The sequence below is a fragment of the Streptomyces sp. NRRL F-5630 genome, assembly GCF_000719475.1.
GTDB lineage: Bacteria > Actinomycetota > Actinomycetes > Streptomycetales > Streptomycetaceae > Streptomyces.
Map to the genome: position 1 here is coordinate 18635 of NZ_JOGO01000068.1, position 13662 is coordinate 32296.

12 protein-coding genes and 1 pseudogene are annotated in these 13662 nt (G+C 73.8%); 12 read left to right on the forward strand and 1 reads right to left on the reverse strand.

Annotated features, from left to right (window positions below):
• Window positions 1-116 precede the first annotated feature (116 nt).
• The 4 genes from IF99_RS0124495 (at window position 117) to IF99_RS0124510 (ending at window position 3930) form a co-directional block, all read left to right on the forward strand.
• Window positions 117-1421, forward strand: a complete 1305-nt coding sequence (locus IF99_RS0124495; protein ID WP_037827526.1) for a sugar kinase — start codon at window positions 117-119, stop codon at window positions 1419-1421.
• On the forward strand, window positions 1418-2209 hold the full coding sequence (locus IF99_RS0124500; protein ID WP_030999376.1) for an IclR family transcriptional regulator: 792 nt from the start codon (window positions 1418-1420) through the stop codon (window positions 2207-2209). The genes IF99_RS0124495 and IF99_RS0124500 overlap by 4 nt, the downstream gene beginning before the upstream one ends.
• Before the next feature lie 6 nt (window positions 2210-2215).
• Window positions 2216-2632: a RidA family protein gene (locus IF99_RS0124505; RefSeq protein ID WP_030999377.1), complete on the forward strand. Its 417-nt coding sequence runs from the start codon at window positions 2216-2218 to the stop codon at window positions 2630-2632.
• A gap of 620 nt (window positions 2633-3252) precedes the next feature.
• Complete coding sequence (locus tag IF99_RS0124510) at window positions 3253-3930, forward strand: hypothetical protein (RefSeq protein WP_030999382.1); 678 nt, start codon at window positions 3253-3255, stop codon at window positions 3928-3930.
• Between the two features lie 228 nt (window positions 3931-4158).
• Here the strand turns inward: IF99_RS0124510 and IF99_RS0124515 are convergent, their stop codons facing one another.
• Window positions 4159-5196, reverse strand: coding sequence for a chitinase (locus IF99_RS0124515; RefSeq protein ID WP_030999384.1), 1038 nt, complete (start codon window positions 5194-5196; stop codon window positions 4159-4161).
• 531 nt (window positions 5197-5727) lie between these two features.
• On the opposite strand from IF99_RS0124515, the gene IF99_RS31125 reads away from it, so the two are divergent.
• From IF99_RS31125 to IF99_RS35180, 8 genes and pseudogenes are all read left to right on the forward strand, one after another.
• Complete coding sequence (locus tag IF99_RS31125) at window positions 5728-6831, forward strand: hypothetical protein (RefSeq protein WP_234340835.1); 1104 nt, start codon at window positions 5728-5730, stop codon at window positions 6829-6831.
• Between the two features lie 246 nt (window positions 6832-7077).
• Window positions 7078-7788: a Flp pilus assembly protein CpaB gene (gene cpaB / locus IF99_RS0124525; RefSeq protein WP_030999391.1), complete on the forward strand. Its 711-nt coding sequence runs from the start codon at window positions 7078-7080 to the stop codon at window positions 7786-7788.
• 10 nt (window positions 7789-7798) lie between these two features.
• The gene (locus IF99_RS0124530) at window positions 7799-9412 is read left to right on the forward strand and encodes an AAA family ATPase (RefSeq protein WP_030999393.1); all 1614 of its coding nucleotides are present in this window, start codon (window positions 7799-7801) and stop codon (window positions 9410-9412) included.
• Window positions 9409-9951 (forward strand): TadE/TadG family type IV pilus assembly protein, encoded by a 543-nt coding sequence (locus IF99_RS0124535; RefSeq protein WP_420705715.1) that lies wholly within the window; start codon window positions 9409-9411, stop codon window positions 9949-9951. Before IF99_RS0124530 ends, IF99_RS0124535 begins: the two co-directional genes overlap by 4 nt.
• Window positions 9948-11288 carry a CpaF family protein gene (locus IF99_RS0124540; protein WP_030999397.1) on the forward strand — a complete coding sequence of 447 codons (1341 nt, stop codon included), beginning with the start codon at window positions 9948-9950 and terminating at the stop codon, window positions 11286-11288. The genes IF99_RS0124535 and IF99_RS0124540 overlap by 4 nt, the downstream gene beginning before the upstream one ends.
• Window positions 11289-11451: 163 nt before the next feature.
• Window positions 11452-12396, forward strand: a complete 945-nt coding sequence (locus IF99_RS0124545) for a type II secretion system F family protein (RefSeq protein WP_030999398.1) — start codon at window positions 11452-11454, stop codon at window positions 12394-12396.
• Window positions 12397-12448: 52 nt separating this feature from the next.
• On the forward strand, window positions 12449-13351 hold the full coding sequence (locus IF99_RS0124550) for a DUF5936 domain-containing protein (RefSeq protein ID WP_030999401.1): 903 nt from the start codon (window positions 12449-12451) through the stop codon (window positions 13349-13351).
• 7 nt (window positions 13352-13358) lie between these two features.
• Window positions 13359-13662: pseudogene (locus IF99_RS35180) on the forward strand (hypothetical protein); the annotation flags it as partial.

Consider the following 13662-nt stretch of genomic DNA (forward strand, 5'->3'; position numbering starts at 1 on the left):
TATTTCGCTTCCTGGTGTCTAACATCCTGGACGAGCCGGGGTCAATGAGGCGGGTGGACGCCGGCCCCGCACCGGCCCAGGGGCTCCCACCCCGTACGTACGACGAGAGGCAGCCCGTGAGCGCGACCGACACCGCAGCGGCCACCGTTCCGGCACCGGCCCAGGACCCCGGTCCGGCCCAGGGCCCCGGCGAGCCCGGCGCCGAGGTCGTCTGCCTCGGCGAGTCGATGGTGACCTTCGTCCCGCAGGCCACGGGCCGCCTCGCCGACGTCCCCGCCTTCACCCGCGCCATCGGCGGCGCCGAGTCCAACGTCGCCTGCGCCCTCGCCGCCGCCGGGCACCGCGCCCGCTGGGTGAGCCGGGTCGGCGCGGACGGCTTCGGCGAGCACCTCGTGGACGCGATAGCGGCGTACGGCGTCGACACGAGCGCCGTCACACGCGACCCCGCCCGCCCCACCGGCATCTACTTCCGCACCGCGGCGGACCGCGACGCCGACGCCGCCTTCGAGGTCGTCTACTACCGCGCCGGCTCCGCCGCCTCGGCGATGTCCCCGCACACCGTCCCGCTCGACACGCTGCGCGACACCCGCGTCCTGCACGTGACCGGCATCACCGCCGCGCTCTCGCCCGACTGCCTCGCCCTCCTGCGCACCCTCACCGAGCGCGCGGCGGGACGCCCCCTCGTCTCGTTCGACGTGAACTTCCGGGCGAGCCTGTGGCCCGACAAGGCCGCGGCGGGCGAGGTCCTGCTCGGCCTCGCGCGCGGCGCCGACCTCGTCTTCGTCGGCGAGGACGAGGCGGAGACGGCGTGGGGCATCACCGGCGGCCCGCAGGCCGTGCGCGACGCGCTCCCCGAGCCGACGACGCTGGTCGTCAAGCAGGGCGCGGACGGGGCGACGGTGTTCACGCGGGAGACGGTGGGAGCGGAAGCGCGTGCGGGGGACGGGGTGACGCGTGCGGGGGACGGGGCGCGTGGCCTGCGGGCCGCCGAGGTGCCCGCCGCCACCCGTACCGCCCCCGACGCCGTGGTCCACGAGCCCGCGCCGCGTGTCGATGTCGTCGCGCCGGTCGGCGCGGGCGACGCCTTCGCCGCCGGGTACCTCTCCGGCCTCCTGCGCGACCTGCCCGTCGCGGCACGGCTGCGGCAGGGGCACCTGCTCGCCGCGAACGTCCTCACCGTGGCCGCCGACCTCACCACGCCCCCGCCGCGCGCCCTCACCGACCGCCTCGCCGCGCTCGACGCGGAGGCGTGGAGCGGGCTCGCGCTGGGGCCGGGGTGGACGGAGCGCTACGCCGCCGAGGGCGGGGCCGCGGCGGATGGTGGTCCGGCGGCGGATGGTGGGGCCGTGGCGGACGGCGGGGCCGCCGGGGCCGGTTCGTCCTCGGGGGCGGATACGGGCGCGAGCGAGGCCGGGGCATGAGCCAGACCGTCGACCGCGCGCTGAGCATCCTGCCGCTGCTCGCCGAGGGCCCCGCCGACCTCGGCGGCGTCGCGGAACGCCTCGACGTGCACAAGTCCACGGCGCTGCGCCTGCTGCGCACCCTCGCCGAACACGGCCTCGTCTACCGCCAGCACGACGGCCGCTACCGGCTCGGTTCGCGCCTCTTCGCCCTCGCCGCCCAGGCCGTCGAGCACCTGGACGTACGCGGCATCGCGCACCCGCACCTCGTGCGCCTGGGCGAGACGTGCGGCCACACCGTGCACCTCGCCGTGCACGAGGAGGGCGAGGTCGTCTACCTCGACAAGGTCGACAGCCGCTACCCGGTCCGGATGTACTCGCGCGTCGGCAAGACCGTCCCGATGACCGTCGCCGCCGTCGCCAAGCTCATCCTCGCCGACCTCCCCGAACCCGAGCGCCGCGCCGTCGCCGAACGCCTCGACTACCCGCGCTACACGCCCCGTTCGACCCCCGACGCCGCCGCGTACCTGAAGGAACTCGCGCGCGTACGCGAACAGGGCTGGGCCACCGACCTGGGCGGCCACGAGGAGTCCATCAACTGCGTCGCCGCCCCCGTGCGCGGCGCCGACGGACGCGTGGTCGCCGCCCTCTCCGTCTCCGCGCCGAACGTCGTCGTCAGCGCGGACGACCTGCTCAGTCTTCTCCCGCTCGTGCGCCGCACCGCCGACGTCGTGAGCCGGGAGTACGCGGGAACGCCCGAACCGGGCGCGCCCGTCGCCGTCAGTGAAACGCCGAACAAGGAAGCCTGACCCCTCATGCCGACCGAGAAGACCGCCCTCACCCCCAGCACGCACACCGTCCCGCCCGCGAAGTTCTCCCACGGCGTGAAGAAGGGGAACATCCTCCAGGTCGCCGGCCAGGTCGGCTTCCTCCCCGCCGTCGAGGGCCAGGCCCCGACGCCCGCGGGCCCCACCCTGCGCGAGCAGACCCTCCAGACCTTCGCCAACGTCAAGGCCATCCTGGAGGAGGGCGGCGCGAGCTGGGACGACGTGATGATGATGCGCGTCTACCTGACCGACGTCGACCACTTCGCCGAGATGAACGAGATCTACAACGCCTACTTCGAGGAGCAGGGCCTCACCCAGCCCCCGGCGGCGCGCACCACGGTGTACGTGGGTCTGCCGAAGGGCCTGCTGATCGAGATCGACGCGCTGGCCGTGCTGGACAACTGAGCGGCTGAGCCCGGAGCGCGGCAGGCGTGGCGGGACGACGCGGGGCGGAGCCGTTGTCGCGAGGCCGGGCGTTGGCAGGTGGCGCGTGGGGAGGCCGGGCGTTGTCAGGGGGCGCGTGGGGAGGCCGGGCGTTGTCAGGTGGCGCCGCGTGGGGAGGCCGGGCGCCGGGGGACTCGCGGGGTGGGGCGATGTGTGGCCGGCCTCCGGGAGTTGGTGGGCTTGTCGGCCTCTCGCCGTCACCTGCCGGTCGTCGTTCCGTCTCCGGTCGCGTCTTTTCGTGTACGGGAGGCGGGGCGATGTGCCGGGGGGGTGGGGCTGTGCGCGGCCTGTTGGCCTCGCGTAGGGGCGTCCCCAGCGCATGACCCACCCTCCCAAAGGGGGGGCCACCTCCACGCGATCAAGTCTTCCAGCCGCACCCCCCACCCCCACCCCACCCGCCCCCAATCTGTGGACAACCCCGAGCAACCCGCACACCCCCTCACCCCATCGAGTGAGCGGATTCCCAGGAACAGCCGAGTTGTCCACAGGCGGGGCCTTCGTGGTGCCCGTGCGGGGTGGGATGTGTGTGTCCCGCGCACCCGGACCTGCGTTCCACAGGCGCGTCCGTCATACTGCGCCCCGTGGAGCAGAAGCAGAGTGAAGCGAACCTTCCGCCCATCGGCGCCGCCGCCGATCCGGCGTTGATCCCCGGCCTCACGGTGCCGAGTTCCCGTACGGGGTCGGCCGCGCCCGGTACGGAGCCGGAGGAGGCCCCCGAGGCGCGCCCCGGCGCGCCCGCACCGGACGCGGAGCCGGCCGACGCCGCCCCGGCGCCCGGCACGACCTCCGACGCGGAGCCCGAAACCGCCGGCACCGAGTCCCGTACGAAGGCCGACGCCGAGCCGGAGGCCGCCACCCCCGCCGAAGCAACGGCCGACGACAAGACCCCGGACACGGACACCGCTCCGGCCCCGGACGTCGCCGCCGACTCGGACCCGGACGGTGCGGACGCCTCCGCCACGGCGGACGACGACTCCCGTGCCGAGGCCGAGTTCACCGCCGCCGACCGGCGCGGTTCCGTGACCCTCGACCGCGAGGGCGTCCGCTACGCGCTGGACGACCAGGCCTGTGAGTGGACCTGGAGCGAGGTGGCCGCCGTCGAGTACGGCACCTCGCGCATGGGCCGCCGCCTCACCGTCACCGTGCACACCCCCGACGAGCGCTGGTACCCGCACGACGTCCAGGCGCCGGACAAGGCGACGCTGAGCCGCTGGACAGAGGAGTTGGACGCCGCGCTCGACGCGCACTTCGAGGAGTGACGCCGAGGGCGGGACAGCCGGCCCCCACCCCGTGGGCGGGACAGCCGGCTCCCACGCCGAGGGCGGGACAGCCGGCCCCCAGGGCCCGCCACCCCGCCCTCGCGCAACGGCACGGACGTCACATCCGCGTGGCCACGCCCGCGCGGCCACGGCCACCGTGCGGAGGTACGGCGACAACCGCTCGCCCCTGCCTCCGTACGGCTCGCGCCTGCCTCCGCGCGGTTCCCGCTACAGCCCGTGTACGTGCTTCCCCACCGCGTCCGACCAGGAATTCCCCGCCGTCGCGTCCCAGTTGGTGGACCACGTCATCGCGCCCCGGATGCCCGGGTACGTCTTGTCCGGCTTGAAGCTGCCGCAACTCGTGCCCTTCGCGAGGCAGTCGAGTGCCGCGTTCACGACGCTCGGCTCGACGTAGCCGCCGCCCGCCGCGCTCGCCGAGGCCGGGACGCCGATACCGACCTGCGAGGGGTCGAGACCGCCTTCGAGCTGGATGCACGCGAGGCCGGTGAGGAAGTCGACCGTGCCCTGCGCGTACACCTTTCCGTCGCAGCCGAGCATCGAACCGCTGTTGTAGTACTGCATGTTGACGACCGTCAGGATGTCCTTCACGTCCAGCGCCGTCTTGAAGTACTCGTTCGACGTCGACTGCATGTCGATCGTCTGCGGCGCCATCGTCAGGACGAAGCCGGAGCCCGCCTTCGCGGCCAGGTCATGCAACGCCTGCGACATGTAGGTGGAGTTGAGGCCGTTCTCCAGGTCGATGTCGACTCCGTCGAAGCCGTACTCCTGCATCTGCGCGTACAGCGAGTCCGTGAACGCCTCCGCCGAGGCGGCGTCGTTGACGCTGACCGTGCCCTTCTCGCCGCCGACCGAGAGGATCACGCTCTTCCCCTCGTCCTGCTTCGCCTTCACATCCGCCTTGAACTGCTCCTCGGTGTAGCCTCCGAGCCCCGCCGAGTCGAGCGAGAAGTCGACCGCGCCCGGTGTCGCGGTCGCGTCCGCGAAGGCGACCGCGATGATGTCGTACTGGTCCTGGACGTCCGCCAGCGTCTGGACCGTCGCGCCGTTGTCGAAGTTCTGCCAATAGCCGGTGAGCGCGTGCGCCGGTACGGCCGCCTCCTGCTCCGCCGCGCTCGCGGGAGCGATGCCGGCCGTGAGCGCCGTGGCACCGAGGGCGAGCGCCGCGACGGTGGCGAGCGCCGTGCCGAGCGCTCCGCCGCGCCCGCGGCCCGCGCGCGGGGAACGGTGGTGGGGGGAATGCAGCATGGAAGAGCCTCCTGTGGGGGGAGTTGATGACGGTGGGGCGCCATCGCCCTCCAAGCTGGTCCAGACCAATAAGCGCTGTCAAGAGGCGGTACGGGACTTCTCGTCGCCGGTACGGGACGCACACTGCCCCGTCGCAGCCCCTCCCCACTCCCGTCCGCCGGTCCGGCCTTCCGCGCCCCCACGCTGGGTCGCGCGTCCTCCGCAGCTCTCCGACGCGTGGGGACGGACGTTTCGGCAAGGGCCCGAAGGCCCCATTCCGTGCGGCACATCCGGTCACGCGACCGACCGATGCGGGCGGGCAAGTCGTCACAATGAGCCCAACTCCACCGCTGTAACCGCACTTTCCGGCCAAGATCCGGCTTTCGGCCGTGGAAACCCCGCGCGGTCGTAAGGCGCTACGAACCCTGCGAAGTGGGGTGTTGAGGGTGCTGCGGCTGGATATGGTGCAGGAGCGAGGGGCGGCCTGCCGCTCGACCGGGCTTCGCGCGCTCGCGCGCGTACGCGCTCGGGGAAGGGTTAGGGGGTGGGACCGTGCCGACCGCTGTCGCAGTGACCGGGAGCGATCTCGTGCTCCCCTCGCCGGACCGCCACACGCCCGGCGCCGTCCCGCTCGGAGCCGCCACGGGCGCCCCGCTCGCCGCGTCGCTCGCCGAACTCCAGGCCTTACTGGAGCAGCACGGCTGGCTCATCGTGCTGCACTCCAGCGCCGCCGACCCCGAGGCGATCCGCCGGGTGCGCACCGCCCGCGCGGCCCTGGAAGCGGACCGCGTCACCCTCGTCGGGCTCGATCTGCCCCCGCTCGGACTCGCCCTTGTGGCACTCCAGTTGCGGCAGCTCTCGGTCTGCGACTTCACCCCCGGTGTCCTCGCCTCGGCCGCCCGCCTCCTCGCCCACTACGTGCACGCGGGCGCCGTGCTCGGCTCGCTCGCCCGGCTCGACCGCGTGCCCGTCCCGCTCGGCTCGCACGCCCGCTCCTGGCTCCCCGGCACGCAGTACGCGGTCCAGGCGCACCCCGAACCCCGCCTCGTCAAGGCCGTGCCCGGGGCCGAACTCCCCGGCCCGGACTTCGCGACCCGCCTCTACCTCGCCCACGGCGAGCGTCCCTCGACCTGGCTCGGCGAGACCCTCGCCCGCAGCTGGCAGGTCCAGTCCGTCACCGAAGTGCCCCTCCCCAAGGACTCCGCGGCCTGGTGGGGCACGGGCAAGCTCACCGAGTTCGCCGCGGGCATCCCCGACATCTCCGTCCTCTACCAGCTCGTCTCCTCCGTGCGCCGCGAACGCTGCCGCTGGTGCGGGCTCGAATTCCTCGGCGACCGCTGCGGGTTCTGCGGCGCCCCCCTCACCCCGCCGGCCCTCCGCGCCCCGGTCGCCTCCCGCGAGCCCCGCCGCGAGCTCGGGCGCGAGGGGGCCCGTGAGGCCGGTCACGAGACACCGCGCGATCCGGGACGCGACCTCCCCGCCGCCCGCCGCGCGGCAGCCGCGCTCCCGCACGCCGGTCCCCGCCCCGACACGGGACTTCCGGGCCCGCCGGGCGAGTTGGGGCCCGTCGCCCCCTCGGGCACGACGCGAGCCGCCGCCGCGCCGGGTACGGACCCGCCCGACCGCCCGGGCTCGCCGCACCCCCCGTACCGCTGACCAGAAGGCCAGAGGCGCGCGGTACGGGGCTCGCCCCCGGCGGCCCGTCGACCCCAGGCGCCCGCACAGCCTCAACCCGCCCGCTCCCGACGCCAGACCCCCGCCCGCACGACCAAGGCCCCGTACGCCCCCACGCCCCCAACACGTCCACTCCCGCCCGCACCCCCGGACCCCGCACCCGCCCGGTGCGGGCCGCCACTCCCCGCTCCCGACCCGACTCCCGCCCCGATCGAGGTAACTCCGGCCATGAACTCACGCCAGCGCCGAGGCGCCGTCCTGATGGTGCTCTCCGCCGTGTGCGCCCTCATCGCGCTCGTCGGGGTGCTCGGGGTCGTCAGAAACGTCAACTCCAAGGTGGGGGACGAGAAGACCGCCTACCGGCTCAAGGACGACATCGCCCCGTACAAGAGCCTCGACGCCTCGCAGTTCGAGAAGGTGTCCATCCCGGCACGCTGGCTGCCCGACACCGCCGTCACACGCCTCGGCGCCCTGCGCGGCAAGATCGCCGTCACCACACTCCACAAAGGCTCGCTGCTCCAGGACGACATGATCGTGGACCGGCCCGCGCTCAAGGCGGGGGAGCAGGAGATCGCGATCATGATAGACGCGGCCACCGGAGTCGCCGGGAAGATCACCCCCGGCTCGTCGGTCAACATCTACGCGACCTTCAAGGGCCGGAACGAGAGTCAGAACGACGAGTCCCGGCTCATCGTCGAGCGCGCCCAGGTCCTCGACGTCGGCAAGCTCACTCCCTTCGACCAGAACAACGACGACAATCGCAACCGCTCTACCGAAGCCGTCCCCATCACCTTCGGACTCGGCACCGCGGACGCCCAACGCGTCGCCTACGCCGAGTCGTTCGCGACCCACGTGCGGCTCGCGCTCGTCGGCGCGGGCGAGCAGCCGCCCGCCGCCGCGGGACCCGACCGCACGTACACCCTGGACAAGGACAAGTGAGGCGGCGGCCATGAGCACGCGCATCCTCCCGGTGGCGGGCGATCCCGACCTCGCCCGTTCCCTCGTCTCCCTGCTCAGCCAGCTGCCCGAGGCCGAACCGGCCCTGCCCGTACCGGACTCGACCGCGCTCCTCGACGCGCTCGGCCGGCTCGCCGCCGAGTCGCTCGACGAACTCCCCGAGGTCGTCCTCGTCCACGAACGCGTCGGCCCCGTCCCGGCGCTGGACCTCGTGCACGAGGTCGTGCGGCGCTTCCCGCAGGTCGGCGTCGTCCTCGTCACCGCAGACACGGGGACCACCGTCCTCACCGCCGCCATGGACGCGGGCGCGCGCGGCATCCTGCCGCTCCCCCTCACCTACGACGCCCTCTCCGAACGCGTCCGTGCCGCCGCCGAGTGGGCCACCGGGATGCGCCGCCACCTCGGCAGCGGCCCCGAGAGCGGCGGCGGTTCGGGAGGCGGACGCGTCGTCACCGTCAGCGGTGCCAAGGGCGGCGTCGGCACGACCCTCGCCGCCGTCCAACTCGCCCTCGCCGCACAGGCGTCGGGGAGCACCGTCGCCCTCGTCGACTTCGACCTCCAGTGCGGCGACGTCGCCGCCTTCCTCGACGTTCAGTTCCGCCGCTCCAGTGTCGACCTCGCCGGAATCGCGGACCTCACCCCGCGCGTCCTCCAAGACGCGATGTTCCCGCACCCCAGCGGCCTCGGCCTCCTCCTCGCCCCCGCCGAAGGCGAGCGCGGCGAGGAGGTGACCGAGCGCGCGGCCCGGCAGATCCTCGGCGCGGTCCGCTCGCGCCACGACCTCGTCGTGGTCGACTGCGGTTCCCAGCTCACCGCCGCGAGCGCCGCCGCCGTCGAACTCGCCGACCAGGCACTGCTGCTGGTCACACCGGACGTCATGGCGGTACGGGCCGCCAAACGCACCGTGCGCCTGTGGGAACGCCTCCAGATCCGCAAGGCGGAGGAGACCCTCACCGTCCTCAACCGCCACACCCGCTCCGGCGAGATCGAGACGGCCCTCGTCTCGCGCATCACCGGCACCCGCACCGCGCGCACCACGGTCCCCGCCGCCTACAAGGAACTCGCCGGAGCCATCGACGCGGGCCGCGTCCACGAACTCGACGCGCGCGGCACCGTGCGGCAGGGACTGTGGGCCCTCGCGGCCGAACTCGGTCTCGTCCAGGTCCCCGAGCAGTCCACCGGCGGCCGACGCCGCAAGAAGGGCGCCCACACGGGAGCGTCCAGCGCCCTCGCCCGCCGGAGCGACCGCGGCGCCGTCACCCTCGAATTCGCCGGGATCTTCCCCCTCGTCCTCGTCGTCATCGGCCTCATGTGGCAGTGCGCGCTGTACGGGTACACCTTCAGCCTCGCCGCGAACGCCGCCGACGAGGGCGCCCGCGCGGGCACCGCCGCCGTCGCGGCCGGCGGGGACGGCGCCGGAGCCTGCCGCGCCGCCGCGACCCGCCACCTCCCCGGCGCCTGGAAGGGCGCCGCCATCGACTGCGGCGGCGCGGGCGACGTCTACCGGACCACCGTCCAGGCCGAGGTCCCGCTCTTCTTCCCCGGCGTCGACGGCGGCTGGACCGTCAAGGGCAAGGCGGGCGCGGCCACGGAGGGGGACCGATGACGGGCACGGGGTGCGCGAGGGCGGCCGGCTTCCACGGCATCCGCACGGGTGCGGAGCGCCGTCCCGCCGCGACGGGCACGCAGCACCGCTCCCGCCGCCCCCGCGCGATCCGCCCCCGGGCGATCCGCCCCCGGGCGATTCGTCCCCGCGCGGCCCGTCTCCACGCCGTCCGCCCCCACGACGACCGCGGCAGCTCCATCCTCGAATTCGCCGGCTTCCTCCCCGTCCTGCTCCTCGTCGGTCTCGCCGCCATCCAGCTCGGCCTCGTCGGCTTCGCCGCGAACCAGGCCGGGACCGGCGCCCGCGCCGGGGCACGCGTCGCCTCGCAGGCCGAGGGCGGCGACGGGGTCGCCGCGGCGCGCGCCGCCATGACCGACGGGCTCGACGCCACCGTCACACCCGGCGGGGGCGGCGACACCACCACGTACACCGTCGCCGTCCACGTACCGACCCTGCTGCCCTTCGTCGGCAACGGCTGGACCGTTACGCGTTCCGCGACCATGCCCAACGACGACACCGGGGAGGTGGCCCTGCCGTGAGCCTGCGCTCCCGCATCTCCGCGCCCGAGGACGAGGGCGTGCTCGAAGACGGCCGCCTCGTGGCCGGGTACCGCGCCAAGCTCCTGGAGGAGATCGACCTCGCCGAGATGTCCGCGCTCTCCGCGAGCGAGCGCCGCACCCGCCTCGAACGCGTGCTCGGCCACCTCATCAGCCGCGAGGGCCCGGTCCTCTCCACCGCCGAACGCAGCCGCCTCATCCGGCGTGTCGTCGACGAGGCGCTCGGCCTCGGCATCCTCGAACCGCTCCTCGAAGACGCCTCGATCACCGAGATCATGGTCAACGGACCCGACGCGATCTTCGTCGAGCGCGCGGGCCGTGTGGAGCGCCTCCCGCTCCGCTTCGCCTCGCACGACCAGCTCATGCAGACCATCGAGCGCATCGTCTCCACGGTCAACCGCCGTGTGGACGAGTCGAATCCGATGGTCGACGCCCGCCTCCCGAGCGGCGAGCGCGTCAACGTCATCATCCCGCCGCTCGCGCTCACCGGCGCGACCCTCACCATCCGCCGCTTCCCGCGCGTCTACACCCTCCCCGAACTCATCGGCCTCGGCTCGCTCGACGAACACATGCTGCTGCTCCTCGCCGCGTTCGTCCGCGCCCGGCTCAACATCATCGTCGCGGGCGGTACGGGCACCGGCAAGACGACCCTCCTCAACGCGCTCTCCGGCATCGTCCCGGCCCACGAGCGCATCATCACCATCGAGGACTCCGCCGAACTCCAGCTCCAGCAGGCCCACGTCATCCGGCTGGAGTCCCGGCCGCCCAACGTCGAGGGCAAGGGCCGCATCACCATCCGCGACCTCGTACGCAACTCGCTCCGGATGCGCCCCGATCGCATCATCGTCGGCGAGGTACGCGGCGGCGAGACGCTCGACATGCTCCAGGCCATGTCCACGGGCCACGACGGCTCCCTCGCGACCGTCCACGCCAACTCCGCCGAGGACGCCCTGATGCGCCTCCAGACCCTCGGATCGATGTCCGAAGTCCGCATTCCCTTCGAGGCGTTGCGCGACCAGATCAACTCCGCCGTGGACGTCGTCGTGCAACTGGGCCGCCATGCGGACGGTTCCCGGAAGATCACCGAGATCGCGCTCCTCACCTCGCGCGGCCACGACCCCTTCCGCATCACCACCGTCACCCGCTTCGATGCGGCCCCGCTCTCCGCCGACCGCGTCGTGCGCGGCGCCTACCGGCACCTCCCGCTGCCTCGCTCGGTCGCCGAGAAGCTGCACCTCGCGGGCGAGGGGATCCCCGCCGCCTACGGGGTCGCCCCCGACGACGTACTCGCCCGGCACACCAGGGAGGCACGCGGATGACACCGGCCCGCCCCCACGACGGCGGCCCCCGCGCCGCCCATCCCCGCGCCGCCCGCCCCCGTGACGGCGGCCCCCGCGCCGCCCGCCCCTGCGGCAAGCGCCCCCGCGACACCCGTCCCACCACCACGCGAGCGGTCCGCCGTTCGCGGGAGGAGGCCCCCGCATGAGCAACGGTCCCGCCTTCCTCGCCCTCGGCGCGACGCTCCTCGCCGGGGTCCTCCTCGTCGCCGCCGCCCGCCTGTGGGCGCAGGGCCGCGCCGACCGCGAGGCCCTCGTCGACCGCCTCGCGGGCGACAGCCACCTCGGCACCCGTACGAGAGGCTCCCGCCGCCTCGCCGGACTCGACCGCGCCGTCCGCCGCACCCGCGCGGGCCGCGCCCTGCACCGCCGCCTCTCCTCGACAGGACTCCCGGTCTCCGCAGGCGAGTTCACGCTCTACGCCCTCGTCGGCCTCGTCCTCCTGTGGACCGTCGCCGCGACCGTCCTGGCGCCCTTCTTCGGCCCCCTCGCGGCCCTCGTCGGCGCCTGGTCCGCGTACGCCTTCCTCAACTGGCAGCGCGCCAAGCGGATAGAGGCGTTCATCAGCCAGCTTCCCGACGTCGCCCGCCTCCTCGCCAACGCCACCGCCGCCGGACTCGCCCTGCGCACCGCGCTCGCGATGGCCGCCGAGGAAATGGAGAACCCGGCGGGCGAGGAACTGAGCCATGTCGCCGACCAACTGGCGCTCGGCCGCTCCATCGACGAAGCGCTCGACGAGCTCGCGCGCCGCCTTCCCTCGCGCGAACTCGTCGTTCTCGTCACGACCTTGGTCCTCTCCAACAAAGCGGGCGGCACCGTCGTCGGCTCCCTGCGCAACCTCACGGTCACCCTGGAGGAGCGCAAGGAGACCCGGCGCGAGGTCCGCACGATGCTCTCCGAGGTCAACGCGACCGCCTTCACCGTGCCCGCGCTCGGCCTCGGCTCGCTCCTCCTCGTCAACGCCCAGAACGACGGCGCCCTCCACCGCGTCACCGGCTCGGGGCTCGGCCAGTTCCTCATCCTGCTCTCCCTCGGCCTCTACACCGTGGGCTTCTTCGTCATCCGCCGCCTCGGAAGGATCGACGTATGAGCCACCGCCCGGCACGTCGCGTACGGACCCGCCGCACGGGAAGGACCGCCGCATGAGCACCGCGACCCTCGGCGTGCTCCTCGCCCTCCTCATGGCCGCCGGCGTCGGCGGCGTCCTCCTGGGCCTGCGCATGTACCGCGGCGAGACCAAGCTTCCCGACGACCTCGCGCTCGCCCTGGAAGTCGGCTCGACCCGCGTCAAGGCCGCCGATTCGGCGGTCGACCGCCTCGGCCTGCGCTTCGCCCCCTATGTCCTCAGGCTCATGGGCCCGCGCCGCGTCGAGGCCAAGCGCCGCCGCATCGACATGGCGGGCAACCCCGGCGGCCTCACCCTCGACCGCTACGCCGCCCGCCGCGCCGTCTACGGGATCTTCGGCCTCCTCATGGCCGCGATCTTCGCGAGCTACGGCTCCCCCCTCTTCGCCTTCCTCGCCCTCGGCTTCGGCCACGTCGCCGCCGACGCCACCATCTGGCAGGCGGTGCGCGAACGCCGCGACGTCATCGACCGCACCCTCCCCGACTTCCTCGACGTCCTCGCCGTCGTCGTCAGCGCGGGCCTCGGGTTCCGCCAGGCGCTCGAACGCGTCGCCGAGAAGTACGAGGGCCCCTGGGCCGACGAACTGCGCATCACCCTGCGGCAGATGGACATGGGCGTGAGCCGCCGCCAGGCCTTCGACGAACTGCGCCGCCGCAACAACTCCGAACAGGTCGCCCAGTTCGTCTCCGCCCTCCAGCAGGGCGAGGAACTCGGCTCCCCGATCGCCGAGACCCTCATCCAGATCGCCAACGACATGCGCCGCACCGACGCCCAGCAGGCCCGCCGCCGCGCCGCGAAGACCATCCCCAAGGCCACTATGGTCACCCTCGTCTTCATGCTCCCCGCGACGATGATCCTCATCGCGACGGGCATGTTCCTCGGCTCCGGTTCCGACCTCGGATCGATCCTGGGCGGGTGAGCGACACATGACACCCCTCACCGGGACCCCCGAACACCACGCATGCCGGTACTGCTCGTACGAGACGGACGGCACGCGGGGCCCGCACGAGAGCCCCCACAGCGAGCAGCGCCACGCGGGCGGGCACACGGACCCGCACCACGAGCCGTCCGAGAGCCCCCACGAACCCGGCCCCCACGACCCGGGCCTCAACGAGCCCTCCCCGTACGACCCCGCCCCGTACGACCCAGGCCCGCGCGCACCCCTCGCGGCGCCCGCCGCCGCGCCGCGAAGACCATCCCCAAGGCCACTATGGTCACCCTCGTCTTCAT